General features: G+C 67.3%; 25 protein-coding genes, 1 tRNA gene and 1 pseudogene. 6 read left to right on the plus strand and 21 right to left on the minus strand.

Going from position 1 to position 25,628, the window contains the following annotated elements; genetic code table 11:
* The first annotated feature begins 27 nt into the window (after positions 1-27).
* Positions 28-1,287, plus strand: coding sequence for an MFS transporter (locus tag ACN265_RS02210; RefSeq protein ID WP_357926327.1), 1,260 nt, complete (start codon positions 28-30; stop codon positions 1,285-1,287).
* Positions 1,288-1,405: 118 nt separating this feature from the next.
* Here the strand turns inward: ACN265_RS02210 and ACN265_RS02215 are convergent, their stop codons facing one another.
* A complete protein-coding gene (locus tag ACN265_RS02215; protein ID WP_204924838.1) occupies positions 1,406-1,900 on the minus strand; it encodes a YajQ family cyclic di-GMP-binding protein in 495 nt (164 codons plus the stop codon).
* A gap of 148 nt (positions 1,901-2,048) precedes the next feature.
* On the opposite strand from ACN265_RS02215, the gene ACN265_RS02220 reads away from it, so the two are divergent.
* Positions 2,049-2,132, plus strand: a tRNA-Tyr gene (locus ACN265_RS02220).
* A gap of 123 nt (positions 2,133-2,255) precedes the next feature.
* Here ACN265_RS02220 and ACN265_RS02225 read toward each other — a convergent pair.
* The 4 genes from ACN265_RS02225 to ACN265_RS02240 form a co-directional block, all read right to left on the minus strand.
* Positions 2,256-3,695 (minus strand): tyrosine-type recombinase/integrase, encoded by a 1,440-nt coding sequence (locus ACN265_RS02225; RefSeq protein WP_421405886.1) that lies wholly within the window; start codon positions 3,693-3,695, stop codon positions 2,256-2,258.
* The gene (locus ACN265_RS02230) at positions 3,692-3,880 is read right to left on the minus strand and encodes a helix-turn-helix transcriptional regulator (RefSeq protein WP_097322800.1); all 189 of its coding nucleotides are present in this window, start codon (positions 3,878-3,880) and stop codon (positions 3,692-3,694) included. Before ACN265_RS02230 ends, ACN265_RS02225 begins: the two co-directional genes overlap by 4 nt.
* 229 nt (positions 3,881-4,109) lie before the next feature.
* Positions 4,110-5,210, minus strand: a complete 1,101-nt coding sequence (locus ACN265_RS02235) for an AAA family ATPase (protein ID WP_421405887.1) — start codon at positions 5,208-5,210, stop codon at positions 4,110-4,112.
* 4 nt (positions 5,211-5,214) lie between these two features.
* Entirely contained in the window at positions 5,215-5,910 is a 696-nt protein-coding gene (locus tag ACN265_RS02240; protein WP_421405888.1) for a DNA cytosine methyltransferase, read from the minus strand.
* Positions 5,911-6,035: 125 nt separating this feature from the next.
* Here ACN265_RS02240 and ACN265_RS02245 point away from each other — a divergent pair, with 125 nt between their 5' ends.
* A complete protein-coding gene (locus ACN265_RS02245) occupies positions 6,036-7,205 on the plus strand; it encodes an MrcB family domain-containing protein (RefSeq protein ID WP_421405889.1) in 1,170 nt (389 codons plus the stop codon).
* Between the two features lie 8 nt (positions 7,206-7,213).
* On the opposite strand, the gene ACN265_RS02250 is transcribed toward ACN265_RS02245, so the two are convergent.
* From ACN265_RS02250 to ACN265_RS02285, 8 genes are all read right to left on the minus strand, one after another.
* Complete coding sequence (locus ACN265_RS02250) at positions 7,214-8,389, minus strand: bifunctional DNA primase/polymerase (RefSeq protein WP_421411323.1); 1,176 nt, start codon at positions 8,387-8,389, stop codon at positions 7,214-7,216.
* Positions 8,386-8,757: an RRQRL motif-containing zinc-binding protein gene (locus ACN265_RS02255; protein ID WP_421405890.1), complete on the minus strand. Its 372-nt coding sequence runs from the start codon at positions 8,755-8,757 to the stop codon at positions 8,386-8,388. The genes ACN265_RS02250 and ACN265_RS02255 overlap by 4 nt, the downstream gene beginning before the upstream one ends.
* A complete protein-coding gene (locus tag ACN265_RS02260; protein WP_421405891.1) occupies positions 8,757-9,101 on the minus strand; it encodes a hypothetical protein in 345 nt (114 codons plus the stop codon). Before ACN265_RS02260 ends, ACN265_RS02255 begins: the two co-directional genes overlap by 1 nt.
* A complete protein-coding gene (locus tag ACN265_RS02265; protein WP_421405893.1) occupies positions 9,101-9,373 on the minus strand; it encodes a hypothetical protein in 273 nt (90 codons plus the stop codon). The genes ACN265_RS02260 and ACN265_RS02265 overlap by 1 nt, the downstream gene beginning before the upstream one ends.
* 135 nt (positions 9,374-9,508) lie before the next feature.
* The gene (locus ACN265_RS02270) at positions 9,509-11,644 is read right to left on the minus strand and encodes a cell division protein FtsK (protein WP_421405894.1); all 2,136 of its coding nucleotides are present in this window, start codon (positions 11,642-11,644) and stop codon (positions 9,509-9,511) included.
* 17 nt (positions 11,645-11,661) lie between these two features.
* Positions 11,662-12,105 carry a DUF3307 domain-containing protein gene (locus tag ACN265_RS02275; protein ID WP_421405895.1) on the minus strand — a complete coding sequence of 148 codons (444 nt, stop codon included), beginning with the start codon at positions 12,103-12,105 and terminating at the stop codon, positions 11,662-11,664.
* Between the two features lie 91 nt (positions 12,106-12,196).
* Complete coding sequence (locus ACN265_RS02280) at positions 12,197-12,958, minus strand: DUF2637 domain-containing protein (RefSeq protein ID WP_421411326.1); 762 nt, start codon at positions 12,956-12,958, stop codon at positions 12,197-12,199.
* Positions 12,958-13,203 carry a DUF6284 family protein gene (locus ACN265_RS02285; RefSeq protein WP_421405896.1) on the minus strand — a complete coding sequence of 82 codons (246 nt, stop codon included), beginning with the start codon at positions 13,201-13,203 and terminating at the stop codon, positions 12,958-12,960. Before ACN265_RS02285 ends, ACN265_RS02280 begins: the two co-directional genes overlap by 1 nt.
* 220 nt (positions 13,204-13,423) lie before the next feature.
* Between ACN265_RS02285 and ACN265_RS02290 the strand changes: the two genes are divergently transcribed.
* A complete protein-coding gene (locus ACN265_RS02290) occupies positions 13,424-14,278 on the plus strand; it encodes a GntR family transcriptional regulator (protein ID WP_421405897.1) in 855 nt (284 codons plus the stop codon).
* A gap of 717 nt (positions 14,279-14,995) precedes the next feature.
* On the opposite strand, the gene ACN265_RS02295 is transcribed toward ACN265_RS02290, so the two are convergent.
* The 4 genes and pseudogenes from ACN265_RS02295 to ACN265_RS02310 all read right to left on the minus strand — a co-directional run.
* The gene (locus ACN265_RS02295; RefSeq protein WP_421405898.1) at positions 14,996-15,727 is read right to left on the minus strand and encodes a ribonuclease D; all 732 of its coding nucleotides are present in this window, start codon (positions 15,725-15,727) and stop codon (positions 14,996-14,998) included.
* Positions 15,672-16,475 (minus strand): hypothetical protein, encoded by an 804-nt coding sequence (locus ACN265_RS02300; RefSeq protein WP_421405899.1) that lies wholly within the window; start codon positions 16,473-16,475, stop codon positions 15,672-15,674. Before ACN265_RS02300 ends, ACN265_RS02295 begins: the two co-directional genes overlap by 56 nt.
* A 977-nt stretch (positions 16,476-17,452) precedes the next feature.
* Positions 17,453-19,258 (minus strand): DUF6119 family protein, encoded by a 1,806-nt coding sequence (locus tag ACN265_RS02305; protein ID WP_421405900.1) that lies wholly within the window; start codon positions 19,256-19,258, stop codon positions 17,453-17,455.
* A 341-nt stretch (positions 19,259-19,599) separates the two neighbouring features.
* A pseudogene (locus tag ACN265_RS02310) lies at positions 19,600-19,912 on the minus strand (integrase); the annotation flags it as partial.
* Positions 19,913-20,389: 477 nt separating this feature from the next.
* Between ACN265_RS02310 and ACN265_RS02315 the strand changes: the two are divergent.
* Entirely contained in the window at positions 20,390-21,199 is an 810-nt protein-coding gene (locus ACN265_RS02315; protein ID WP_421405902.1) for a hypothetical protein, read from the plus strand.
* Positions 21,200-21,474: 275 nt separating this feature from the next.
* Here the strand turns inward: ACN265_RS02315 and ACN265_RS02320 are convergent, their stop codons facing one another.
* Together ACN265_RS02320 and ACN265_RS02325 are read right to left on the minus strand one after the other, a co-directional pair.
* Positions 21,475-22,356, minus strand: coding sequence for a hypothetical protein (locus tag ACN265_RS02320; protein WP_421405903.1), 882 nt, complete (start codon positions 22,354-22,356; stop codon positions 21,475-21,477).
* A gap of 131 nt (positions 22,357-22,487) precedes the next feature.
* Positions 22,488-23,390 (minus strand): DMT family transporter, encoded by a 903-nt coding sequence (locus tag ACN265_RS02325; RefSeq protein ID WP_421405905.1) that lies wholly within the window; start codon positions 23,388-23,390, stop codon positions 22,488-22,490.
* A gap of 220 nt (positions 23,391-23,610) precedes the next feature.
* On the opposite strand from ACN265_RS02325, the gene ACN265_RS02330 reads away from it, so the two are divergent.
* Positions 23,611-24,153: a DapH/DapD/GlmU-related protein gene (locus ACN265_RS02330; protein WP_204924842.1), complete on the plus strand. Its 543-nt coding sequence runs from the start codon at positions 23,611-23,613 to the stop codon at positions 24,151-24,153.
* A gap of 120 nt (positions 24,154-24,273) precedes the next feature.
* On the opposite strand, the gene ACN265_RS02335 is transcribed toward ACN265_RS02330, so the two are convergent.
* Both ACN265_RS02335 and ACN265_RS02340 read right to left on the minus strand, forming a co-directional pair.
* Entirely contained in the window at positions 24,274-24,711 is a 438-nt protein-coding gene (locus tag ACN265_RS02335) for a hypothetical protein (protein ID WP_377684973.1), read from the minus strand.
* A 45-nt stretch (positions 24,712-24,756) separates the two neighbouring features.
* On the minus strand, positions 24,757-25,269 hold the full coding sequence (locus ACN265_RS02340; RefSeq protein WP_421405906.1) for a GyrI-like domain-containing protein: 513 nt from the start codon (positions 25,267-25,269) through the stop codon (positions 24,757-24,759).
* Positions 25,270-25,628: the final 359 nt, after the last annotated feature.

Raw genomic sequence — 25,628 nt, forward strand, 5'->3', positions numbered from 1 at the left:
ACCTGATCGTCTCCTGGGAGGTGTGCCGTGTCCGCACTGCGCCAGTACCTGGGCGTCTGGCGGATTCCCGGCGCCCCACTGCTGCTGCTCCTCGGCGTCGTCGGCCGGCTGGGCATCGGCATGACCCCGCTGGCGTTGCTGCTGGTCGTGGAGCAGGTCACCGGGCGGTACTCCCTCGCCGCCGTGGCCGGCGGAATCTACGCGCTGTCCGGTGCCGCGCTCAGCCCGGTCGCCGGCCGGATCGCCGACCGGGTCGGGCCCACGCCGGTGCTGCTGGTCACCGCCGTGGCGCACCCGCTGGCCCTGTTCGCGCTGCTCGGGGCCAGTCGCGCCGAGAACGCCGACCTGCGCCTGATCTACCTGGCGGCCGGGCTGGCCGGGGCCACCTACCCGCCGCTGACCGCCGCCATCCGGGGTGCGTGGAACGACCTGACCGCCCCGGCGACCGGCCGCTACCAGCTCCGCAACACCGCGCTGGCCGCCGAGACGTCGCTGTTCGAGGTCGTCTTCGTGCTCGGCCCGCTGCTCGTGGCCGCCTTCGTCCTGCTGGCCGACGCCGCCGCCGCACTGGTCGGCGCGGCCGTGGTGACCCTGGTCGGCACCGGCGGGGTGGCGCTGGGGCGGGTGATGCGCGCCTGGCGTCCGCACGCCCGCGAGCACCACGCCCGGGGCCTCGGGCCGCTGCGGGTCGGCGGGTTCCCGGCGCTGCTGGTCTGCGTGGCGAGCCTCGGCATCGCGTTCGGAGCGGCCGGGGTGATCGTGCCGGCGTTCGCCGGCAACCAGCCCACCGACGACCCACAGAGCCTGGCCGGCCTGCTGCTCGCCGTCTGGGGGGTGGGCAGCGCCGTGGGTGGTTTCTGGTTCGGGGTACGCCGCCCGGCGGCCAACATGACCCGCCAGTTCGCCTGGCTGCTCGGGGCGGTGGCCGGCACCCTGGCGATCTTCGCGGTGATGCCCGGCCCGGTGTCCCTCGGCATCGCCCTGGTGATCGGTGGAGCCACCATCGCCCCCGCGCTGACCCTGGAGAACACCCTGGTCGGGCGAATCACCCCGACGGGCATGCTCAACGAGGCGTACACCTGGGTGGTGACCATGTCGGTGGCGGCGAGCGCGGCCGGCGGCGCGGTCGCCGGCCTGATCGTCGACCACGCCGGCGGGGTGCCCTGGGCGTTCCTGTTCGCCGCCGGGGCGGTCGGCGTCGGGGCCGGCGTCGCGGCGCTGCCCGGCGGCCCGATCGCCCGCGCCGAGGCCGCCGCCACCCGCGCCGAACACCCCGTCGCGGTCTGACCAATGCGCGCGCCCCTCGGGGGTACGCGGTCCCGCTGTCCTCCGGGGTCCGTGCGTGCGCCGGGCGGCCGTCCCCCTCGGGGACGGCCGCCCGGCCGGTTGGCGCCTGGCTACCGGGTCAGCGGTAGTTGGTGAACTGGAGGGCCACCCCGAAGTCCTCGCCCTTGAGCAGCGAGATGACGGTCTGGAGGTCGTCCTTCTTCTTGCCGGTGACCCGGAGCTGGTCGCCCTGGATCTGCGCCTGGACACCCTTCGGGCCCTCGTCGCGGATCTTCTTGCTGATCGCCTTGGCCTTCTCCGACTCGATGCCCTGGATCACCTTGGCGTCGATCTTGTAGACCTTGCCCGAGGCGCGGGGGTCACCGGCGTCCAGGGACTTCAACGAGATGTTCCGCTTGACCAGCTTCTCCTTGAACACGTCCAGGGCGGCGCTGACCCGCTCCTCGGTCTCGGCCTGGAGGCTGATCGCCTCCTCACCCGACCAGGAGATCTCGGCGCCGGTGCCACGGAAGTCGAACCGCTGGGCAAGCTCCTTCTCCGTCTGGCGAAGGGCGTTGTCGACCTCCTGCCGGTCGACCTTGCTCACGATGTCGAACGACGGGTTCGCTGCCATGCTGATGCTCCTGCTTGTCCGGCGGTCTGTCAGGGTCGTCGCGGTGCTGACCAGCCCCACGACCCTCTGACGGTACCCGGTTGCCACGCCCCGGGGGGCGACCGCTATCCTTGCTCCGCTGCCGCGTTACGACGCGGCGGTGTGCCCTGGCGGGTTGCCCGAGCGGCCAATGGGAGCGGACTGTAAATCCGTCGCGAAAGCTACAGAGGTTCGAATCCTCTACCCGCCACCAGGTGCACAAAGAGGCCCCTCACCTGCTGAAACACAGGTGAGGGGCTTCTCTCGTTGGTCCCACTGAGTCTCACTCAGAGCCGTTGGATCTCACTCGTCACGGCAAATGCGCGGCAAAGTTCGGTCAAGATCCTTCCTGGTCGTCGGCCTCCTGGTCCTCGGTCCTCAGCGCGTTCTCGATCCGCCTCTTGGCGGCCTCCTGCTGACCGTCGATGCACTTCGCGTAGACCTTCATCAGGACGTGCACGCTGTGCCCAGCCCACTCGGCTACCTGCGGAGCGGAAACCCCGGCGTTGAGCCAGAGAGACACAGCGGCGTGACGCAGGTCGTACGGTCGGCGTGCCAGCGGGGAGCGCTGCTGTGCGGGCGTGAGTACCTTCTCCCGAGCCTTGCGCCAGGCGGTCCCGTAGGCGTTGTTCGTCAGCGGCTGCCCGGCGGTGGGTCGATAGCGCCCACCAGGGCCGCGACGGGTGACGAACATCCGACCGTTCGATCCGGCGGGGTACTCGGCGAGGTGCCGGTCGAGCAGGACGCAGAGGGCCGGGGCGGCCGGGACGTCACGTGTCGCGTTGCGGCCCCGGTGCTTGAGTGCCCGGTTCTCGATCGTGCCGTCCGCGTCGCCCCATCCATTGCCGACGGCCACCGTTGCCCCGGTGAGGTGCAGCCAACCCCAAGCACCTTTGCGCTTCGGCCGCTCGTACTCGTCCTCTCGCAGGTGGAGAACTTCCTCCGGGCGCAACGCGGCGTAGTACATGCACCCGAAAAAGGCGGTCAGCTCGGGCATGACCGCGTCGACTGCGGCGAGCAGCGCGCGGGCCTGCTTCGGGTTGGCGACCACCTGCCGGTCGATCTCGTCCGTGTTCTTTGGCGCAGTCCAACTCACTCGGTCCAACGGATGCGAGTCGAGGTGTCCCAGCTCCACCGCATATCGCAATGCGCCACTGAATACCGCCCGCTTACGGGCCACCGTGCTCGCCGACGCCGCTCCGCCTTTCAGCAGTACAGCGAGGCCGTCGAGCACCTTGCGCACCAGCGCGGCATCGGCCAGGGCGGCGAGCCGCACCGTATTGCGTTCTGCCCAGGCAACAGCGGCGGCGAGGCTGGCCGGCGGCGGCCCCGCGTCCCGTCGCGCCTTGTTGAACACGTAGGTGTTCAACGCCTGGCGAATCAGGTCGTCAGGCGGGGCACCGCGCTCCGTGGCAAACAGCGCCATCGTCGCCCCCGTCAGGCTTTCGGCGATGCCCTTCCGGTGCTTCGCGGACGCTCGGGGCCACTTCACATCGACGTAGGCAACGGCGTGCTCGTACCACGATCGGCTGTTCAGTTCGCGGGCCATCGGCTCGGGCAGGCCACTCGCCACGTCGAACGCAAGGCCCTCACGCTGCGCCGTGACCAGCTTTGACCGAAAGCTCTCGGCGAGAGCCCTGGTCTGGTAGGTCTGCCCGAAGTCCTGTCCCGCCACCAGCCACCGCACCCGGTAGGTACTGCGCGGCTTGCCGGTCTTGCGGTCCTTGCCCGCGTGTTCTCGGATAGCCCAAAGGCGCACGTCGTATGTGGTGTTCATGCGGCTTGCGGCTCCTCACGGCTCGACAGCCAGGCGTCGAAGTCGGTGCGACGGATGCGGAGCTGCCCGTTCGGCAGCTTGTAGGTGCGGGGTGCCTCGCCGAGCGCCTTCCAGCGGAAGAAAGTCGACTTCGGTACGTCTAGCTCGGCGAGGAAGTCAGCAAGGGTCAGGAAGTTGCGTGCCATCGGGTTCCGGCCTCCCTTGGCGAGGTGCGGGGGTGCGCTGAGTCGTGCGGAGAGAGACGTTCGGATGCGGGTGGCTTCTCGATCCAGATGGGCGGCCCACGCCGGGAGAAAGCCGTACGGCGGCCCGCTGAGAGCCGCGCTGAGCCAAGATTCCGGCTGCCCTGGTGTCTCGGTCTGCCTCTGTGCTGGAACAGCCGCATAGCTCCCTGTTTCAGCATGTTCGGCGAGATCACTGCCAGAGTCCGGCTGTCCCCGTGCTGTCCCCCTCGTTTTCGCTGCTCAGAGCGGGTCGGGGGACACCGGGGACAGGAGGGACACCGGGGACGCGATACCGGCCGCCGGTGTCGGCGGCGAGCTGCCCGTCGGCGAGCATCCGTTGACAGGTGCGCTTGACGTTGTCGTAGGCGAGTCCGACCCCGTCGGCGATGACCTTGGGGGTACTGCCGGGTGCGGTCCGCAGGAAGCGCAGGATCGTCGCGCGGGTCTCGCCGACCTGGTGATCCTCGGCCGGTCCGTCGAGCATCTGCCAGGCACCGGCGGCGGGGTCGAACGTGAGGGCGTACTCGTTCTCGTCGACGTCGCGGCCGGTCACGTGCAGCACGCCGTCACCCTGGTTACGCGCCCGCTTGAGTACGAGGGTGGCGTCGGCGGCCCCGGCGAGTCCGTTGGTCCCCGAGACCTCTGTGAGGAAGTCGTCTGATCCGGCCTTACGCACGTGGTGGACTAGGACGAACGCGACGCCGTAGTCATCGGCGACCTTCTTCGCCCGGCCGACAGCGGCGTAGTCAGCATCGTAGGCGGACGCGCCGGGGGCGGAGTTGCCGCGCAGCTTGGCGAACACGTCGATGATGACCATGCGGGCGTTCGGGTTGCGGTCGAGCCACGCGGCGATGGCCTGGTCGCCACCTTGCGGCAGGGGCGGGCACTCGGTGGCGAGGGTGAGTCCGGCCGGGGCCTTGCGCTGGCCGAGGACTTTCCCGAGCCGGTTTTGTAGGCGGCGGGCGGTGTCTTCCAGGGCGAGGTACAGCACGGGGCCGGGTTCGACCGGGATCGCGCCGAATGCCTTGCCGCCGAGGGCGACGTCGAGGCCGAGGCCGAGCGACATCCACGACTTGCCGACTTTGGGGGGGCCGCAGAGCAGGTTCACGCCCTCGGACAGCACTCCGGGCACGGCCCACTTGGGCGGGGCGAATTCCATCGCCATGATGTCGGCGGCGGTCCACGACGTGCGGATCCGGGCGGGCCGCGCCTGCGCTGGCGACAGGACCTCGGCGGCGTCGTCTGGACCTGCGACATGTAGGTGAGGCCGTACGGCTGGCTCAGGGGGCATCAGGTCACCTGCTTCTGTAGTGGTTGATGAGGAGTCGGCCGATGTGTTCGCCGACTGCGGGGACGACGGCGTTGCCGAGGGCGGCAACTCGGTCCACCCGGTCGGGAAGCCCATAAGCCACTCGACCCACTCGGGGTTCAGCGGGCCACCGACCCGCTCGGACAGGGGTCGACCCGGCTGATCCCAGCCGGCACCGCGAGGGCCGTCCCGGGCCGTTGGTGTGGGCCAGGACGAACACCCGGGGTCGTGGGTGTGGGGCGCCCATCTCGCAAGCTCGGAGAACGCCGGGATGCGGGGTGTATCCGAGTCGTTGGAGGTCATCCAGGACGGTCGGCAGTCCGCGGGTGCGGTGTCCGAGGACGTTCTCTCCGATGACCCAGGTGGGCCGCAAAGCGGCGATGATCTCCGCCATGTCGGGCCAGAGCCACCGGGCATCGACGGCGCCGAGCTTGGGGCCGGCGACCGAGTCGGGTTGGCAGGGGTAGCCACCGGCCACGACATCGATCCGGGGCCGCGTCTCGGTGCGCCACCAGGCGACGGCAGTACGAACGTCGTCATGGGCGGGAACCTCCGGCCAGTGCTTGTGCAGGACTGCGCGACAGAACGGGTTGATCTCGACGTGGCCGACGATGCGCATCCCGGCCCGTTGCAGCCCGAGGGACAGGCCACCGATACCGGCGAAGAGGTCGAGTACGTTCATCTGCCCTCCGCTCCGTGCGGGACGCGGCGAGCCGTCCGAGGCACATCGCCGTCCATCCGTCTGTCCGGATCGGGGTATCGCGCGGACAGTGGTTGGAGTGTTAGAACCTCTGCGGCGGAACGACCATGATCACGGTGTGGGGGACTTCTGTGGGACTGAGTACGACGTTGCAACGCGTTCTCGACCTGGCCGGGGAGTACTCCAAGGACCAGACACCGGCCATGGCGTCGCGAGACGACCTCCTGCGTGACTGCGTCGCGGATCTCACTGTCGCTGTCGGCGACATTGCGCCGATTGAGCGGCTCCGTTTCGATTTGCGGGTCAAGGCCGGCGGACGGCAGTCGAACTACAGCCCGGTGCCCTGGGTCCGGCTCTATTCGCCTGCTCATTCGCCTACCGCAACCAGCGGCTACTACCTCGTGTACCTGTTCGCCGCAGACGGATCGCGGGTGTATCTCTCCCTGAACCAAGGCACCAGTGAGTTCCGGTCCGGCGCCATGCGGCCGATCACCAAACTTGAGGTCCTGACCACCCGGGCGACCGAGGCACGGGCGGCAATCATCGATTTCGCGGCAACGCTGCCCGCAACGGCGGGCCGCCTCTCGATTGACCTCGCGTGGGCGAGCATGTCGACCGTGGGCGCCGAGAGCAGGCAACGAGTCCGCAACTACGAGGCCGGCGATATCGTCGCCTACGAGTACGTGTCGGGCGCCGTACCCGACGATGAACACCTGTACAGCGACCTCGCGGCGATGCTGCCTCTGCTGGCCCAGCTGTACCGGACTCCAGTCATCCGGCCCGCCGCGGCGATAGACGAAAAGAACAGCCCCCGAGAATCGCTCGCTGCTCGCGCGACTAGAAACAGCGTCCGACGCTCGCAAGGTCGGCAACTCGACCCCGCGACCCGCCGGGCGATCGAGGTGTACGCGGAAGACTGTGCGATCCACGAGCTCGAACAGGCCGGCTGGAAGGTAGGGCGAGTCGGCCATCTCCACCGTGGATACGACCTGGAGTGCACGCGTCCGGACGGTGCCGCGCTGCACGTCGAGGTGAAGGGGACACAGACTCGCGGCGAGGAGGTGACGTTGACCCCGGGCGAGGTCCGTCACAACCAGGATCAGGAGAAATGCCCAGCCGCCCACGGCCTGTACGTGGTGTCGGAAATCCAGGTACAGCCGGGTGATCCGGTGGTGTGCAGTGCCGGTAGGCCACAGTTCACGACGCCGTGGCTGATCGATGCCGCAGACCTGGTGCCGCGGGAGTACAGCTACCGCGTGCCCCGTGCTGAACCGTAGGTTGGCGTTCATGCGGCGACCGTCCGCGGGCGGCGGGCTCCGGCGGCGAGGCCGGAGCGGATCGTGCGCAGCGTCTCGAATCGGGTGAGGCCGATCGACAGCGCGGCCTGTTCCAGCAGGGCGGCGGCCTGGTCGGCGGGCAGCGCTCCCCCGGCGGCGAGCTGGCCGAGGGCGACCGCGGAGACGTAGAGCGTGTGGTTGCGCTCGCCCTCGGCCGCGCGTCGAAGGTGGTCGAGCTGCCCGTTGATCGCGGCGTCCAGGTAGGCGCCTGCCTGACCGGTCGGCAGGTCGACGGAGATCGGGCGTTGCGGTGGCAGCGGTGCGGGGGCGAGGCGTTCGGCCAGCCAGCGGGGGAGGTCGGCGACCGGCAGGTCACGGGCGACCGCGTAGGGGCGGCCCGCGACGGTGCTCCCGGCCGCGACGACGTAGCCACCGTGGGCGCGGGTGTCGACCAGCCAGCCGAGACCGTTGCCGCGCTCCCCGGCCGTGTTGCGCAGCGCCGGCCCGCCGGCCGGGTGCCGGAAGTACAGGTGCGTCCCACCTCGCCCGGTGGTCACGGTGTAAGTGTCGTCGGGCACCGGCTGTCCAGCGGCCTCGCACAGCGCGGCGAACACGTCGATGCCGTTCGTCGCGGCCGGGTACGGGCAACCGGGCGGCGGGACCTGGTCGGCCTTGCGAACGTCCAGGTCGACGACGACCAGCCCGGACGGGCCGCAGGCGACGCCGACGCCGTACGGGGTCTCGGCCCACCCGCGCCGGATCCGGTCGGGGTCGACGGTGGCGCGGGCTTCCCAGCCGGTGTGCCCGTTGCGGCAGCGCGGGTCCCGGCCGGTGCAGGCGTCGGCGACGTGGTCGGGAAACGCGGGCCGCTTGTCGTTCGGCCGCAGGGGGAAGACGTGCCAGCCACGCGCGGCGGCGGCGAGAGCCACGTCGCGCAGGGATTCGTTGTCGGGCATGGGTTTCGGCCTCCTGATGTCGGATGCGGACGGGTGTTCGCGCTGGTAGTTCTCGTCGGCGCAGGCGGCGCAGTAGCGGGCCTTCTCCCACCGGGCGACCTGCAACGGCTGACCGGTCACGGTGTCTTCGGCGGCGACGGTGCGGGCGCAGATGTGCGGGTAGGGCAGGTCGGTCGGCATGAGGCGGCCGAGGGCTTTGCTTGCGCCGATCCAGTGCCCGCCGGTCATCGGCCCGGCCGCCCGTCGTGGCAGTCGAGGCATTCGCCGAGCGAGCGGGGGATGTAGTAGTCGCGCAGCTCTCCGCAGGTCGGGCAGATCCGGCGGGCACGCAGCGCGGCCGAGATCGCGCGCCGCTGTGCGGGGCTGGCGGTGCGCTTGGGTCGGGCGAGGTCGACCCGGTACAGGTACGCGGTCCGGGTGCCGCCGACGCCCCGCCAGAGGATCTGAGCGGCGACCGGCTGACCGCCCGGCCGCAAGCCGCGCGCCCGGAGCTGCCTGCGGGTGGCGTAGCCGTCCGGCGCACCCTGCCACCAGAACGTTGGGACGTCGTGCTGCTCGGCGTCGGGATCCCAGTAGGCTGCCCGGATCCGCGACATCAGCCGGCCCTCCTGCCGAGCGCCGGCCGGTCGGCGGCCCGGCCGCGCAGGGCGGCGGGCCGGATGGCGGCGACGGCGGCCAGCAGCTCGCGGCACAGGTGCAGCACGAGGCCGAGTTGCCGCCGGGCGGTGTCCTCGGTCCGGTTGAGCGGGACGCGGATGCGGATCTCGGCGTAGTCGACGTCGGCGGCGCGGACGCGGGTGATGACGGCCCGGCCGCCGAGCGGCCCGTCGGCGATGATGTCGGGGGCTTGGTGCAGGGTCACTCCGCAGCGGTGGTCGCGGGTGCACCAGGTGGTGTGCGGCGTCTCGGTTCGGGTGAACCGGGCCATGGTCCGGGCCATCAGCGGGTGCCCTTGCCGTGCGTCTCGCGCAGGCTGTTGATGATGCGGCGGCCGATGCGCAGTCGGCGTCCGTCGCCGTGGCAGCGGCGGCAGAGGCCGAACGCGCGGCCGAACGGGGAACGGCGGGTGCCGGTGCCGGAGCACTTGCGGCAGGCTCCGAACGGCCAGAGCCAGCAGCCGAGGGCGTAACACAGGGTGGCGATCACGGCGGCGAGGATCAGTACGCCGATCGTGGTGGTTTCGGGGGTCGCGGTCGCGGCGAGGGCAGGCACAGTGAGCCTCCAGAGGCGGTTTTTGTGCGTGAAGGGCTGGCGACGCAACCCGCGACCGGTCAATGTCTGCGCTGACCAGGCCGGTCGCGGGTTGGGTCGCGGTGACGCGACCGGTCGCGGGTGGGCCGCGACCGGTCAGGCGGCCTTGCGGCGGGTGATCGCGGCGTCGATGTCGTCGGCCTTGGCTCCCTTGAGGGCCTTGCCGGACCGCTTGACGTCAACGCTGCGTACACCGAACGACCGGACCTGAGCCGAGATCGACTCGGCGGTCACGTCGGCGTACACCTCGGGAAGCCGGTCGGCGAGGCGGGCGGCGATCTCTTCCCACTGCGCGCCGGTCTCGCCGCGCTCGATCACGCTGCGGACGTCGGCGAGCACGTCGCGGATCTCGCGGGCGACGTCTTCGCCGGCCGCCATGCCGGACAGGGTGCCGGCCGCCTCGCGCAGCTTCCGGGCGGCGATGAGGATCTTCTCGGCGTCGTCGGCGTCGGCGAGGTACGTCCGTACGGTCGGGGTGGCGTCGGACGCGCCGCGCAGGATGCCGACGCCCTTGTAGCTGGGCAGCAGCGTCGACGAGTCGTAGCCCTCGGAGTTAGCCCCCGCCCCAAGGACGAGGTCGGAGACGTTCCACGAGCCGGTACGCAGGGAGAACCGGACCTGGTGGTTGTCGCGGAAGCTGATGAACTGGGTAGCGACCTGCCCGCCGCCCACGCCCGAGGGGCGTTGGGTGGCGTCGACGAACCCGACACCGGCTGCCGGGGCGACCTTGACCAGGTAGACCAGCAGTGACGCGATCTCCTTGCTGATGTCGCCGAGGTCGAAGTACTCCTGAAACTCGTCCAGCACGACCAGCCGCACCGGCATCCGGTACTGCGGGTCACGGGCGATCTCGCGGGTCAGCTTGCCCTCGGGGCAGATGTCGACCGGCAGCTTGGACAGCCGCTCGTACCGGTCCTGCACGTCGGCCTTGATCTCGCGCAGCGCTTCGAGCGCGATCTCGGCGGGGTCACCGTCGCGGGTCATCGCCAGCCCGAACGCGTACCGGTCGGCGACCAGCGAGAACTTGCGCCAGTCCGGCTTGCCGCCACCGTCCAAGACCGTCAGCTTCACGTACGGGTCCAGCGCGGCGTACAGGGCCAGCGAGCGAGCGGCGAACGTCTTGCCCTGCCGGGGCTGCGCGCCGATCAGGATGCTGTTCCACATTAGGTCGACGCTCACCTTGTTGCCGCGCTCGTCCAGCCCGAACGGGGCAGGCTGCCAAATGTCGGTGGGCTTGCAGCGCAGCAGCGGCGTACGGCCTGCGCCTTTGGCGAGCGGGTCGCGGTCGGCGACCCACAGCGTGTGCCGCCGGTGCGACGACGGATCGCGGGTGATGAACACCTGCGACACCGCCACGTCCAGGCCCGAGGCGATCGCGCCGCGCGCCTTCACCGCGTCGTCGAACGTCTTGCCGTAGGGCAGGTCGATCGACACCTGCGAGCCGGTGCCCGACGTGTCGCGGGCCATGGTCGAGCCGAACCCGATCTGCTGGTGCGCCTTGTCCGGGTGCCCGAGACCAGCGGCGTAGTAGGCGCGCAGGATGATGTCCGGGTTCACTCGGCGGAAGCGGCCCGAGACGGTGGCCGGGGTGATGATGCGCCGGTCCTGCGGGCGGCCGATGTGCGCCAGGAACGCGACCAGCAGGCAAGCGGTCAGGACCAGCGCCCACACCGGGGCGACGGCGTAGAGCACCGGGCCGCCGACGCACACCGCGACGGCCTCGGCGGCGAGCACGATGCCGCGCCACATGCGGGTGGCCTTGACCTCGCGGTGCAGCTTGAGCCACATGGCGGGGTCGTTGGCGTCGGCGGCGGCCTGCCGCAGCCCGTACTGCTCCGACACCCACCACCACTTGAGCTGCCGACCGATCAGCCGGAACGTGCCGACACCGGCCCAGAACGTAGCGAGGGTGGCGTACTGCGGTGCGCGGACCGCGTGGAAGCCGGCACGGTAGCCGGTCAGGGCGGCGGCCTGTCCAAGGCTGTGCCGGATGTTCGGCCACGTCGACCAGTTGGCCGGCACGATCGGCCGCTTGCCCGACGCGTCGACCGGCGGCGGCTCGACCGGCATCCCGCCGCGCTGCGGCGACTCGTCGAGGTTCACCTCGAAGTGCGTGCCGGACTCGGCGGCGGCCCGGCGTGCCCGCTCGGCGTCCAGGTCGACCACCTCGGCGACGTCGGCCTCGGCGGCGGTCCAGTCGAAGTTCTCGGGGTTGGGGTTGGGCGTGTTCACGGCGTTGTCCTCCGGTCTCAGGCGGCGATCACGAGGGCGGCGACGAACAGGAACAGGTAGTGGAAGGACTGATCGAGGGCGTACGAGCCGGTGCCGAGCGACGGGTTGTCGTCGCGGCCGGGACGCGGGATGCCGAGGGCGTAGAACTTCGTGGAGCCGCACAGGTCGGCGAGGCGCTTGAGTGGGGTGCGCCGGTCGGCGATGTAGTGCGTGACGGCGGAGATCGTGAGTCCGGCGGCGACGTTGCCGGGGCTGACGTCCAGGTCGGTCGACAGCGCGAGGGCGGCGAGGGCGACCAGGGCGGTCAGCGTGTAGGTGGTGACGTGCGCGGCGCAGGCGATGCGGCCGGGCCAGCCGGGGCGGCCCTTGCAGTCGGCCTGGTGCTGGGTCTGAATCCAGTGGTCGGCGACCTGATGGGCGACGAACAGGGCGACGAAGACAGCAGCGAACGTGGCAGTCATGATGGGGGTCTCTCCTGAGGTCTGGTGACTGATGGGAGGGCCGGTGACGCGGCGCTTGCTTGGCGGCGGGTGGCCGCGTCACCGGGCGAAGTCAGGCAGCGGCGAGAGTGGGCGTTTCCGCAGGTACCGGGGCAGATGGTGACGCATCGGTGACGCGCAGCGCGGCGAGGTGACGCCGCGCGGTCGAGACCGACACACCGGCCTTGGCGGCGATCTCCGAGACCGGCGCGTCGGGCATCTTGGCGGCGGCCTTGGCGACCTTCTCGGCCGACACCGGGCGCGGCGTGACGCGCTTGGCAGGCGTCTTCTTGACCGGCGGAGCCGGGGCAGACTCGGCGGCGGGTTGCTCCAGACCCCAGATGTCCTCGTTGGTGTAGACCGGCTTTGACTCGACCAGGTCGGCGGGGGCCGGGGTCGGCTCGCTGACCGCTTCGGTCGCGATCCTGGTCTCGGTGATGGTGCGAATCCGGCCGCCGATCTCGACCAGGCTGATCGACGCGACGATGATCAGGCCGTCCACGCTGAACGGCAGCAGGTAGGCCGACGAGTCGGCCTCGCCGTACCGGACGGCAACGCCCACCATGTGCCAGTACGACACCCACGCCGCGATACCCGCGATGACGGCGGTTGCGCCGAGCCGTACGGCGGACAGTGCGCCACGACGAGCCGGAATCCGGGAGATCAGCTCGACCGCCAGCAGCAGTGCCACCGGCGACCACGCGGAAATGGCCTGACTGATCCCGTTGTCGGCGGCGTGCAGCACGTTGCCCGCCAGCGACGCCGCGATCCCGAGGGCGAACACCGAACGGACACCCCACCCGATGCGCTTGAGGCGCTTAAGGTCCTGAGCCATCACGCGACCGCCTTCCGAACGGCGGGACGCGCGGCCAGCTCGGCGGCGACACGGGTCACGCGGGCCTCAGCCCGGCGCAGTCGACGCCAGTCCAGCGGCGACGGGCCGCCCTCAGCGGTCAACACTCGGATCTCGGCGTCAACCAGGTCGATCTCGGCCTCGATCAGCGGCATCTCGTGCTCGATCGCGGCAAGGTCGGCGGCAGTAGGACCTTGGAGATCGGACGGCAAGTGCTTCCTGTGCATCGGTGGATTCCTCTGCTGCTAGGTGCGCGGCCCAGTAGGGCCGGTCCGCCCCGCTGGGCTGTGACCTACGCAACCTAACAACTGATATGACGGCAGGTCAACTGTTAGGGTCGAAGTCGGCTGTGACCAGGTAGAACGCGCGACGACGGCCTACCATCTGGTAGGCCGCTGGTAGGCTGTTCCGGTTCCCCGGCTGCCGTGAGATGCGAGGTCCCGAGACATGACGTCCCCTGAACCCCGGCTGTCTAGGTCGGAAGCGCTACATCTGCAAGTAGCCCGCAAGCTGCGGAACGACATCGGGGCCGGAATACTCCGGGACGGGGAAACGCTGCCATCTACCCGAGAGTTGGCCAAGCAATGGGATGTGAGCGTCTTCACCATTACCGAGGCAATGCGACTCTTGGCCGATGAAGGATTGGTAGTCAGCAAGTCCAGATCCAAGCGTGTAGTACACGCGCCAGACCAAGCTCGCCGTAATGAGATACGGCTGCCGCAGCCGCAGGTAATCTTCGTGGGCGGCTATGCCGGGAGCGGCAAGACAGAGCTAGGCCGAATTCTTGCCAAGGAAACGGGTTGGCCGATGCTCGATAAGGACACGCTGACTCGACCAGTCGTCGAGGCTGCGCTAGAAATTCTCGGACTGTCGCCGAATGACCGCGAATCCGAGAGGTATCTTAAGCTGATCCGGCCTAGGGAGTACGAATCACTGATGGCTGCCGCTCTAGAGAATGTTGGTTGTGGAAATAGTGCCATCGTGACCGCCCCGTTCATCCGTGAGTTCAACGACCCATCTTGGATCACCCGCACCCGAGCCATGTTTACCGGCCTCAAGGCTGTCACTACGCTGGTGTGGGTCTACTGCGATGCCGACTCGATGAATGGCTATATCAGGCAGCGGGGCGCAGCGAGAGACGGAGCAAAGCTCGCCGACTGGCCGGGCTACGTCGCCAGCATCAACCTTGAATTTCGACCCTCGGCCCCTCACGTAGTCGTCAACAACTGCACATCAGGTGAGCCGTTGCAGAGTCAAGCCGCAGCGCTAATTAAGGCCGTCCTGGGTGGAGAGCAACCATGACGCCGGGCGTAATTCTCTACGGTCCGCCAGCCGCAGGAAAAGACACCATCACGCGAGAATTGGTCAAGCTGGGAAACGGCTATGCGCAATTCCGTCGAATCAAGGTGGGATGTGGCCGCACGGACGGCTATCGGATGGCAACGGCTGCCGACGTGGAACGTCTACGCGCGAATGATGACATCCTTTGGGAAAACAAGCGTTATGGTTCAACCTACGTTATTGATTACACGGCGTTAGCCGATGAACTCTTGCGGAGTTTTCCCGTACTGCATTTAGGGCAGCCTGAGGGAATCAACGCTGTACAGAGTGCTTTCCCATCCGGCTCTTGGATCGTTGTCTACCTTTGGGCTCCCCGAAGTGTTGCAGCAGAAAGGATCGAGGCACGGAAAACCGGTGACACAACGGAGCGGCTCGCCGTATGGGACGCTACGCCGCCAGTGGACGCAGACCTTGAGATCAACACTGATCGGCTGTCCGCCGAGCAGGCTGCGCGAAGTATCGACGCGGCTGTTCGGCTACACGGCGCACGGTTCCCCGAGTCTCCCATTCGTGGGCGACCTGGGGGACGAAAATAAGTACGCGTACTGCTGACAAATCGCTCCTCTGGCATCGGGCCGCCAGCGCCGCTGGGGTCGGCCGACGAGGCAATCCGCCGTGAGGGCTCGGTGCGCGATCGGCTACGCCGATGGGCCCGGCAGCTCGCATTCGGCCTTGTTCTTAATACAAGAAAACGTCGGGCCAGCCGCCTAGATCTAGTGAAGTCCTAGTCGGTAGGAAAGCCAAGCAGGATTCATAAGTTGCCGCAAGGCCACGGTTGGTCAAATCCGCATATAGGACATCGAATAATTCGACCAGGTGCTCAACATCGGCGCACGCATAAGCGATTTGACTGGCGCTTAGCTCATCGGCTAGCCAATTGCTACGTCTCTCGCCCTTGTTGATCTCAACACTCAATAGCTCCTTGAGAAGGAATCTCAGGCTGTGGCATTCCGGGGCAACGTCTCTCGCGACGAGCTTTGACGCAATTTTGGTGCAAGCGACATTGCGTGGAGTGATGCGCCAATGGGCCAAGATGAACCGCAGGTCGAAGGGTGCATGATGGAAAACTTTCCTCACGTCAGGATTCTCTAGAAGACGGCCAAGATTGCTGGACTTTCCGTCGGGTTGCAATTGCACAACTACCGCCCCAACCGTCGGGCCGTATAGCTGGAAGGTGCCAATTTGATCCTGAAGGGGGTTCAGCCCAGACGTTTCTGTATCGCAACCCACCGTCGCTTCTCGACTAAGCGCCCTGTAGAGATTCTCGCTTAGGTCGCCTTTAATTAGGGACCGCTGAGCATGACCTTCTACAGTTCCATTCGAAATTCGAGCCTTTGATCGCACCGTGAAGTCTCTACGCTTCCTTGCTCGACTCTTCGATCGAGCGAAATTCATCTCTGACGAACTCATATAGACTCCCTGGGTCGCGACATACCAACGTAGGAACCGGACCCCTCATCTTGCTGTGGCTGTAGAGGGTGATAACGGCTCTCTTGTCAAATCGATAAAAGCTGAACATGCGGTCGCCCGGGCAGTGGTAAACCGTGACATTGGCAGATCCGCTCTTGCCTATGGCCTTGAAAGCCCCCTCAGCTTCCTTGATGGCATCCTTAAGTTCTTGAACGGACTTGTTGAATCGTTCCGCTAGAGCCTTGATCGAGGTCGTATCTGCTGGATCCGGAAGGAATACCCTAAGTCGATTCCCTGATTTCTGGGCAAATCTTTGCAACAGTTGGTGGTGGGCATTGCGCCAAGTGGTTCCGCAGGCGAGAAAGACATCGACCTTGGTGGTTCCGGAGAATAAGTCTTCCCAGTCGGGGTCACTAAGGTAGTTGGTTCCTACCTGTGTTAGGCCCGCAGTATGTACATCAGACGAGGTTCTCGCCTGCTCCAGGATTTCCGCTGCAAAGGATCGTTTGCCCATCAGTTCCCACAGGACGCCTAGCCCCAGGGAGGCGATCATCAGGCCACCGAGGTTATTGCACAGCGCCTGTAGTCCTTTATGCTGCTCCCAGAAACTAGTTTCGTCATCGCCGACGTAGAGAAGCAGTATGCCAAGAATGAGCATCACTAGTGCGATCGTGGCTGTCTTCCAGTTCGACAGACCACGGAAGGGTTGCTGCCGTGAACTCGGGGACATCGCCGCCTCCTGGGCCATGTAGAGAACGCTATGTGGGGGGTGCGACACTCTCGGGGCGCAGCCGACTGACCTGCTGTCTTGCGCCTTCCTGTGGGAACGTGCCGAGCGCGCCAACCGCGCAGGACGTTTCGCGCAGCGTAGTTGGTCAGACACAGGAAGGGCGCACCATGGTGACGCGTCCTATCGTGGCACGGCAGCTTCGGCTTGCTGCCTGAGCTGCTGCTGTCCCCCTGTCCCACCTGTCCCCCCTGTCCCCTGACGGGGCTGAGCTGCGAAAAGGCGGGGGACAGCGGTGACGGCCCATGTCCCCCAACGGCCCGCCGGCAACGAGCACAATTGCCGAGGACTCGGGCCATTAGTGGGCCATTGCGCCGGGCTAATCCAGGTCACTCCAGGCCGCTCGATCACTCGCCGAGCTGCCAGCCGGGTATCCACCGGCGGGCCTTGTACGGTTCCCAAGCTGACAGTGCGGGCGTGCGGTGGCCTGCGCTCGGCGAGGCCGTCGCGCTCAAGTCGCCAGCAGAGCGTGGAAGACGTCTTCCCCGCGGCCGACATCGTGGTAGCACCGATGGGGGGCACTCCTGTCCCCTCTGTCCCCCGTGTCCCCGCTGTCCCCCGAGGGGAGCTGAGCTGCAAGAACGAGGGGGACAGGCCGGGGACACCCCGTCTGTTTCAGCTCACTACTCGCTGTGCCCACGACAGCAGCACACCGCTTGTCGGCCCGGTCACCGGCAAGTGCGCGGCAACGGTCACACCCGAGGCGGCGTTTCGGCAGGTCAGGTACGGTCAGTGGGTCGGTCTGTAAATCCGTCGCGAAAGCTACAGAGGTTCGAATCCTCTACCCGCCACCAGGTGCAAGAAGGGCCCCTGATCAGCAGAGATGCTGATCAGGGGCCCTTCTTGTTAGTCCCGCTGGTTCTCACTCGGGGCGGCTGCGTCTCACCGATCGTGTCGCATACGTGTCGCCATGATCGCCTGTCCTGCCGCGTCCAGTTCTACGTCTGGCTGGGATGCGTGCCATCTTCGGCTTTTCTCAACGCGGGAGGACACGGGGATGGGACCTCAGCCTGCTCCACCGGCGCTGCCTGCACGTCGTCAGAGGGCTCCGGGCTCCCGACAGGGCCGGTGATTTGTATCCGACAGATCGCGGGACGCGCGCCGGTGCCTCGTACCCGCTTCACAAAGTCACGTAGGTTTACCTTGCTGAAGCTCGGAAGCCCTAGTGGTACTGGTCTGTCCTTCTGGACGCCGATTGCATAAACGACTACTTCGGGAGCCTTCGCGGCTATAGGTGTGAAGGCTGGGTTGATGCCCTCCACGGCTTGGAGAAAGTTGTCACGGTACACGGAGTCGCCGCGCAAGCTAAGCGCGGAAACGAGCCCCTGGGAGAACAGGTGACTGAGGGTCTGGCTCTTCTTGTAGTTCTTCACGTGGATCAAAAATCCATCACGATGAAGTGAATCACATGCTTCGATCTCGTCGCCATCCTCTGACCGTATCTTAACCTTATCGAGGATTATGGTGGTATCCTTGTGGGCTTCTTGGAAGTCGTCGTTGTATGCGCCCTCCGCTTTCCCGCCCTCCCATGCGGGCGGTTTGAGGATATCTGTTAGGTCATCGATTCTGCTCAGGTCGTCATCGAGCTTGTGCGTGTACGCCTCGTTCAGAGCGAACCATCTACCTAGTGTGAGAATGAAGCGCCGCTCCTCGTTGCCCGACTCAAAGATTAGCCAATGGCGTAGCGGCATATATGGGCTCCTGGCTTCACCTTCATTGTCGAACGCCATTAACTTGATGTTGTCGAGCGATCGCGCCGTTAGTCGACCTTTAAGTTCGTTGAGTGCGTCACGGACACCTGTAATGGAGGGCTCCGCCAGAAGTGTTGATCGTTCTCCGCGGTAGAGACGGATTTGGTCTATCTCGTCTGTCGTCAGAGTATCGGGAAAAGAAAACTCCAGCAGATGGTCCTGTAGGACACTCAACTCATCCTCGAACTCAGCAAAGCCATGCACCCCACCGAAGAGTGCTTGTGCTAGGTGGCGATCAAGCTGGGCTGTCTGCTCGCTCTTAACTCGAAGTGGCTCTAGAGAGTCAACGAATTTCAGTCCCTCGCTGGCCGTGCCAGCCTCAATCTCGGCAAGCATCCGACTAAGTGTTCCTTGGATCTTCTCAAGGTCTGTGCGGGCTCGGAAGGATATGGCGTCGGTTGCGGCCACCGCGTCAACGTCGGCGAACTCGGCTCCGTTGCTCTCGTCTAGTGTTCCTGCCAGGCGTCGAACAAATTCGCCCTCCAGTGCTCCAACGTCAAGGTCCTTAAGGTCACCCCCGAGCGGTAGTTGTACGGCTTGGGCGCGATTTGACGCGCCTACCCTTCTGCTGCGGAACTCGCGGAGTGACTTAGGGCTCATGCGGCGGGCTGCGAATCGGAGGCCGAAGTTTGCCTCAATTGCGCTCCACTCCAAGGCTGAGCTGCCGTATCCGAAGCATACGGCGAACCATCGACTCTGAACTGGAAGGAAAATGACGAATCGATTCGATAGGTTCTGCGCTTGGGAAAGTGCAGGGAAGATTGGCGAGAGGGCTTTGGCCCACGGGGGAACCTTTTGTTTCGGGTTGCTGAAGTAGCCAACTGTTCCCTGTGGCGCTCCGCCCGCTGGTTGAATGGGCAACATCGGTGTTCTACCACCTGGGCGGTACGGGGCGCGTAGGGCGGCTTCGATCGTCGGCAGACCTTGACGCAGCAGGTAGCAGTTGAAGCGGAGCTTGGGAGGGGCGGCGGCCGGCGTGGCTTCTGACTCCATGAATACGTAGTACCATAGTGGGTAATCATGGCGGAATGAGTGGTTAGGTGGATAGAGGTGGCTCCAGGGCCCTGGGGCGAGCCCTCACGTCCCCGCCTGACTGCCCCTTTAGCCGGCTTGGCTGCCACTTTCGGCCGAGACGCCTCGCCGGGCGGAGGCAGGAAAACGCAGGTCAGCTTTGTCCTGCCTCCGCCTGGCAACACTAAACGCTAACTCGCGTCGGGTGGATCTTCTAATCGAAAAGGGCGGCAGATGTCGGAATTCCGTCATTTTACCTGCGTCAAAGCGGCCTCGATTCTTCTCCGCGCGGCTTCCTCTTGGCCGTAGACGCACTTGGCTTAGACCCGCATGAGGACGTGGACGCTGCGCCCCGCCCACTCGGCTACCTGGGTAGCCGGTACCCCAGCGTTGAGCCAGAGCGACACGGCGGCATGCCGCAGGTCGTACGGTCGCCGAGCCAGCAGGGAGCGCTGCTGAGTCGCAGTGAGCGCCTTTTGCCCGCGCGTCGCGCCACACCTTGCCGTAGGTGTTCGGGATGGGTTGCCCGGCGGTTGGCACGTAGCGCCCGCCGGGGCCGAGTCGGGTGACGAACATCTTGCCGTTCGATCCGGGCGAGTACTCCTTAAGCCAGAGCGATACGGCGGCGTGTCGCAGGTCGTACGGTCGCCGAGCGAGCGGGGAGCGCTGATGAGCCGGGGTGAGCACCTTTGCCCGCGCGTCGCGCCACGCCTTCCTGTAGGCGTTGCCCGGGATCGGCTGGCCGGCGGTTAGGACGTACCGCCCACCGGGGCCGCGTCGGGTGACGAAGAGCGGCCCGCCGACTGATGTCGCCCGGCGCCTGGGCCACGGCGTCGCCGTCCTGCTCCGGGTCTACGCCAACTGCATCGACGGGGGAGATGACATCATGAACGACGAGATCAGCGATGCGCTCGCAGATGCGCCGGCGGTTCGACCCGGCAGAGGTGGGACTCGGGATCAATAGAGAGTGCGGTGCACCGTCGATCGAGAGCGGCTTGACCAGGTGGGGACACTCGTAATCATGTGGCGACCATGTGTAGCTGGCTCGGCGTCGAGAGTTTCAGGTCAGGCAGGCGGTACACGGTGAAGGTGCAGTCCGCCTACGGTCGGGGGGTGGCAACGGCGGGTGCCTGGCGCCTTGCACCAATACGGCGATATCGAGACCGCGCCATATGGTTGACGCTCATTCCTCTGCTTCTGGCGCTGGTACTTGCTGGCTGCGACCCAGAGGGAGAGGGCAAGGGCAAGGTCAAATACAAGCCTGCGCTGCTGCCGGTGGCCCTGACAGTCGGTCCGGACGGCGTTGCGGTTGAGGGCGAGGCGAGCATCGTCACCCCGATCGGCGAGTTCTCGATCGGAGCGGAGTACTCCCTCCCACCTCGAGATGGAAGCACGATCTACGTCTTGCTTCGGGACCGCAAGAAGGGTGCCACCGGGTTTGACAGGGTGTTCAAGGTCCAGACCGGACGCGACCAGCTCACCGTGGTCGTGAACGGAACCACCACCATCCAGGTCAAGGGTGGCCAGGTGTTGATCGACGTCACCGGCGGCGCCGTCAAGAAGATCCAGTTCAAGCGAGTGGATCAAGCGAGCGTGAAGGAAGGTGGCGACTCGTACTGGTCCAGCATCGGCGCGAAGTGGAGTCGGGGTTGGGACTCCTCCCTCTACAAACCCTTCGTGTTCACCCGCTGGGCATACGACGACTCGACAATCGACAAGTGGTGCGGCCTGGGGTTTGTCTGGTTCCTGCTGCGCTTGGCGCTCACCCTCGTGCTGCTGCTCGTAGATCTGGTGCTGAGTTCGGTCTTCTTGTTGGCGCAGATCGCCTATTTGATCTTCGGCTCGACTGGACGGAACGTTGTCTGGGGGATTGCCATCCTGCTGGCGGTCGTCACGGTGGTCCGCAGGTTCCTCTACTACTGATTTGGACGTTCTGCGTGTGGGCAGATGGTGGGTGGCCAGCACCTCCAACCGTGCGGCGGGATGAGAAGGAGTAGGTCAGCACACCTGACGCGGCCAACATCACGAACGCCCTGTGGATCCGTCGCGAAAGCTACAGAGGTTCGGATCTTCTACCCGCCACCAGGTGTACGAAGAAGCCCCTGACCAGCGTCAGCGCCGGTCAAGGGCTTGCTTTGTCAGTCTCGCTTGCGTCCCACTCCGACCGGGTCGACCCAGCCCACCGTGTCGCACACGTGTCACCGTTCGATCATGTTCGCCTCAGGAGTGAAGCCCGATCCGTCGGGTGCCTGTCGGTTGGGAAACCGGGTGCACCAGGCCAGCGTGGCATCGTCGTACGCCTTGGCGCGCGGCCACCGCCGGCCCTGCGGATCGCCGGCCTCCGCCGCCCGGACCCGCCGGATCACCTCGCCCGGCCCTTCCGCGGCGATGAGCGCGAGAACTTCCGGCCAGTCCGCCAGCGCGAACTGGTCCACGATGCGGCTGGCCCCGTCACTGAGCAGGACGGCACCCCTGATGTCCGCGACAGGCCGGCTCCCGGTCAGCGCTTCCGCCGCCACCCCCGGGTCGTCGGCGGCGACCCAGAACCCGCCAGGCCGGTTGCGGTGGACGCGCATCGTTTCGATGTATTCGCGCAGCGCCCGGTCGTGTTCGGGGCTCCCGTTCGGGGCGGCGTCCATCGCGGCGCGGTAGCGGCTGCCGACGGCGTCCACCCGACCGTCGGTGATCACCTCGGGGGCGTTCCCGGCGTGGTCGAGGACCAGCACGGAGTCGGCGAGCACGAGGTGGTCGGCGCGGTCGTCGTCGACCCGGAGGATGGTGACGGTCGCTGACGGACTGCTCGGGTCACCGATGTCGCAGGTGTCCCGGTGCGCGTCGGCGACCTCCGCGATGGCCTGACCGAGGATGGCGGTGAGTTCCCGACCGTCGTCGGCTGCGAGCTGGGCGAGCAGTGCCCCGCCGAGCCGGCGGGTGTACCAGGCGACACCGTGCAGGCAGGTCGAGGTGGTGCCGGCCAGCCCGGCCCCGTCGAGCAGGACGACGGCATTCGGTACGGCACCGACGAAGTCCTCATTCGGCTGGTCGGGCTTGGCCGGGCTGGTTGCCATGACGACCTGCATCAGCGTCCTCCATGCCGTTTCAGGGACCGATGAAGCGTGGCATCGGTGACCGGCTTCGGGTCGGTGACCCATGGGCAGGCCCGTCCGAACCACCCGAGGTACGACGATCGCCGGTCGATGTGACGTGCGGGTTATCCGATTTCGGTGGACCGTCGCCGGGTCAGGGTGACCCCGGCGAGCACCAGGGCGATTCCGGCCACGATCGCGGTCGTGACGGCCTCGCGGAGGATCACCCAGCCGAGGATCACGGCGACGACGGGCAGCAGGTAGGTGACCACCGAAGCGGCGGTCGGCCCCTCGTCGTCGATGATGCGGTAGTTCAGGACGTAGGCGGCCCCGGTGCCGAGCACCCCGAGGACGAGCAGGCTCGCCACCGCGTCGGGCCGCCACACCGGCGACTCCAGTCCGGCGAACGGCAGCGCCGGGACCAGCAGTACGGTGGCCGCGCCGAGCTGGGCCGCCGACAGTACGAGCGGCGGGATTCCGCGTCCGGACAGGAACCGGCCCATGTAGACGTAGCCGAGTCCGTAGCTGGCGGCTGCGGCGAGGCAGGCGAGGCCGCCCCAACTGGCGATCTCGCTCGCGGATTCCCACGGCGAGAAGATGACCACGACGCCGAGGAACCCGAGGGTGAACCCGGCGGCCTTCTTGACGGTGACGGCCCGGTCGACGCCGACGATGAATGCCAACAGCAGCGTCCACAGCGGCGTGGTCGCGTTCAGCACCCCCGCCACGTTCGACCCGATCGTCTCCTCCGCGACGCTGAACAACAGGTACGGCACGGCATTGGCGACCAGGGCGGCCGCGAACAGGTGACCCCACAGCCGACCCTGCCTCGGGAAGTGGAGTCCCCGGGACAGGGCGATCGGGGTCAGGACCAGGAAGCCGAGCAGGAGCCGGGCGAACACGATCTGCACCGGGTTGAAGCCCCGCAACGCGAGCTTGATCCAGAGGAAGCCGGAGCCCCACAGCAACGCGAGGCCGGCCACCCGGGCGATACCTGCCCGGGTCACCCGCTGGCGGTCAGTCTTCACCGAAATCCCGTCATTCAGGGTGTTCGCATCGGTTCGGGTCATGTGGATGGCTTACCTGATCCGCTCGCGGAGGAACAGTGCCCGGTCTCCCGGAGCAGGCCGACGGGAGTTGACCGGGCGCGCGGATGATGCGGGGCTACGGTGGGGCCGGCCGGGGGAGGAGCGGTGCGCGGGGCGGCCCGCAGCGGCGCGCCCCTGCGGCGTCGGCGAGGATCGCGGGATGTCCGACGACCGCTTCATGCGTATCCACAGCCCCGAGTTCCAGGCGATGGCGGCGAGGGTGCTGCGGGCCACCGAGTTGACCTCCCGGCTGAACGTGCTGCCCTTCGACGACGAGGCCGGGCGGACGGAGCTGTTGGCGCAGCTTCTCGGCCGGCCGCTGCCGGCGCGGGTCACCATCTATCCGCCGTTCTACACCGACCACGGCCTCAACCTGGAGATCGCGGAGCGGGTGTTCATCAACCAGAACTGCACGTTCCTCGACTATGCCGGCATCCGGCTCGGCGAGGGCGTCATGATCGGCCCGAAGGCCACCTTCATCACCCTCGGTCACCCGGTCGACCCCGTGCAGCGGCGGGAGTGGCTGACCGGTGCGCCCATCGACGTGGCGGAGAACGTCTGGATCGGGGCCGGCGCGACGATCCTCCCCGGCGTCCGCATCGGCCGTGACGCCGTGGTGGCGGCCGGCGCGGTGGTCGCCGACGACATCCCGCCCGCCACCCTGGTCACCGGCCCCAAAGCGGGTGTACGCCGCCAGTGGTGACCCTCACCCGCCGCACCGTTGGGCCGAGGTAGTGGTATCGGGGCGGGGCGGATACCGCTACCTCGGCCCAGTTGCGTTGATCATGCGCGACGCCCGTCCCGGTCGGGGAGGCCGCGCGGGCTACGGCGTGGCCTCGTGGCCGGGCATGCCGTGGGTACGCCGCCGCTGCTTCATCTCCGCCTCGTAGAGGTGCCGCCGGCCGTCGGCCAACTTCTCCCGGGCGTACCGCTCGATCTCCTGGAACGTGGCGTAGTAGCCGTCGTCGAACTCCTCCACGATCTGGAACGTCCACCGGCCGGGCAGCAGGTTGCGCCCCAGCAGCTCGTGTTCGACCCGGTCGGCCACCTCGTCGTGCCCGGCCCCGCGCAGCAGCTCCACCACCCGGTCCAGGGTGAGGTCCGCGCCGCCGACGAGCTGGTGCGCGGAGTAGAGGTGACCGCGCACCCGGTGGATCGTCTCCAACGCCTCGCTCAGCTTGCCCAACGCCTCGACCGTCGCGTCGTCGACTCCCGTCGGCCGCGCGTGCTCCTCGTCCACCGCACCGTTCTGACCTGCCATAACCCCCGACATACCCCCAAACCTCCCCAGCTATCCCGCCCCTGCTCAATCCGCCAGGCGGAACGCCAACTGCGTCTTCCACGTGCTGCGGTCGGGGTCGTCGTCCGGGCCGAGGTGGTATATCTCCAACCGGCAGCCCCAGCGTTCACCCGCCCCGGTGTCGCTGGCGTCCCAGCGCAACCCGTGGCGCTGGGCCCACTCCAGGAACGCCCCGGTCACCGCCACCAGTTCGTCGGGGTCGCCGACGTGGGTGGTGGTGAGGTAGCGGCCGGCCGGCAGCACGCCGGAGCCCAGGGGCGCCTCGACCGCGAGCTGCGCGTCGGCCGGCAGCGGCACGCCCGCCTCGACCTCCAGCTCCCGCGCCATGTCGATCACGTGGTAGCGCAGGAAGTCCGGGCCGGCCGGGGTGATCCCCCGCGCGGTCAGCCAGTCGGTCAGGTCGGACAGGGCGGCCGCTGCGTCGCCGATGGTCGCCATGGTCACCGTGCGTCTGATCCCCAGGTACGGCTGGGCCGCTCGTTCCTCGATCACCGGCGTCGCCGGTGTCTGCGATGTCATGGATTCACGACATCATCGGGGTGCGACATCACGGGGCCCGCCCGCCTCGGCGGGTGTTTCACCTGCTCGCGCCGGCTCGCCACCGTACGCGCGTTTTGTCGTTGATCTGGTGCGGAGTCCGTCGACTCCCGACAGGCCGCTTCCGTACCTGACGAAATGAGCTATGGTGATCGATGTGACGGTTCCGGGAGCAGTCGTCGCGGCCCTCGACTACGACGGCCGCACCGCTACCCGGAGAACGGCCCCGCGCCGTTAAGATCGGGTTTGCGTCGATAGTGACATTGGGCGATTCGTGGAGGCTGTTACCCGTCCTGGTGCCGCTGATCTGGCACGGGGAGGTGACGGTGGTGGGCCGAACG

The organism is Micromonospora sp. WMMD730 (assembly GCF_049178955.1).
GTDB lineage: Bacteria > Actinomycetota > Actinomycetes > Mycobacteriales > Micromonosporaceae > Micromonospora > Micromonospora wenchangensis.

Excerpts from the sequence above, each read along its gene's own strand:
- ACN265_RS02215 (WP_204924838.1), bottom strand. The coding sequence starts at position 1,900 with ATGGCAGCGAACCCGTCGTTCGACATCGTGAGCAAGGTCGACCGGCAG.
- ACN265_RS02225 (WP_421405886.1), bottom strand. The coding sequence starts at position 3,695 with ATGAACACCACATACGACGTGCGCCTTTGGGCTATCCGAGAACACGCG.
- ACN265_RS02230 (WP_097322800.1), bottom strand. The coding sequence starts at position 3,880 with ATGGCACGCAACTTCCTGACCCTTGCTGACTTCCTCGCCGAGCTAGAC.
- ACN265_RS02235 (WP_421405887.1), bottom strand. The coding sequence starts at position 5,210 with ATGCCCCCTGAGCCAGCCGTACGGCCTCACCTACATGTCGCAGGTCCA.
- ACN265_RS02240 (WP_421405888.1), bottom strand. The coding sequence starts at position 5,910 with ATGAACGTACTCGACCTCTTCGCCGGTATCGGTGGCCTGTCCCTCGGG.
- ACN265_RS02245 (WP_421405889.1), top strand. The coding sequence starts at position 6,036 with ATGATCACGGTGTGGGGGACTTCTGTGGGACTGAGTACGACGTTGCAA.
- ACN265_RS02250 (WP_421411323.1), bottom strand. The coding sequence starts at position 8,389 with ATGACCGGCGGGCACTGGATCGGCGCAAGCAAAGCCCTCGGCCGCCTC.
- ACN265_RS02255 (WP_421405890.1), bottom strand. The coding sequence starts at position 8,757 with ATGTCGCGGATCCGGGCAGCCTACTGGGATCCCGACGCCGAGCAGCAC.
- ACN265_RS02260 (WP_421405891.1), bottom strand. The coding sequence starts at position 9,101 with ATGGCCCGGACCATGGCCCGGTTCACCCGAACCGAGACGCCGCACACC.
- ACN265_RS02275 (WP_421405895.1), bottom strand. The coding sequence starts at position 12,105 with ATGACTGCCACGTTCGCTGCTGTCTTCGTCGCCCTGTTCGTCGCCCAT.
- ACN265_RS02280 (WP_421411326.1), bottom strand. The coding sequence starts at position 12,958 with ATGGCTCAGGACCTTAAGCGCCTCAAGCGCATCGGGTGGGGTGTCCGT.
- ACN265_RS02285 (WP_421405896.1), bottom strand. The coding sequence starts at position 13,203 with ATGCACAGGAAGCACTTGCCGTCCGATCTCCAAGGTCCTACTGCCGCC.
- ACN265_RS02290 (WP_421405897.1), top strand. The coding sequence starts at position 13,424 with ATGACGTCCCCTGAACCCCGGCTGTCTAGGTCGGAAGCGCTACATCTG.
- ACN265_RS02295 (WP_421405898.1), bottom strand. The coding sequence starts at position 15,727 with ATGAGTTCGTCAGAGATGAATTTCGCTCGATCGAAGAGTCGAGCAAGG.
- ACN265_RS02300 (WP_421405899.1), bottom strand. The coding sequence starts at position 16,475 with ATGGCCCAGGAGGCGGCGATGTCCCCGAGTTCACGGCAGCAACCCTTC.
- ACN265_RS02305 (WP_421405900.1), bottom strand. The coding sequence starts at position 19,258 with ATGGAGTCAGAAGCCACGCCGGCCGCCGCCCCTCCCAAGCTCCGCTTC.
- ACN265_RS02320 (WP_421405903.1), bottom strand. The coding sequence starts at position 22,356 with ATGCAGGTCGTCATGGCAACCAGCCCGGCCAAGCCCGACCAGCCGAAT.
- ACN265_RS02330 (WP_204924842.1), top strand. The coding sequence starts at position 23,611 with ATGTCCGACGACCGCTTCATGCGTATCCACAGCCCCGAGTTCCAGGCG.
- ACN265_RS02335 (WP_377684973.1), bottom strand. The coding sequence starts at position 24,711 with ATGGCAGGTCAGAACGGTGCGGTGGACGAGGAGCACGCGCGGCCGACG.
- ACN265_RS02340 (WP_421405906.1), bottom strand. The coding sequence starts at position 25,269 with ATGACATCGCAGACACCGGCGACGCCGGTGATCGAGGAACGAGCGGCC.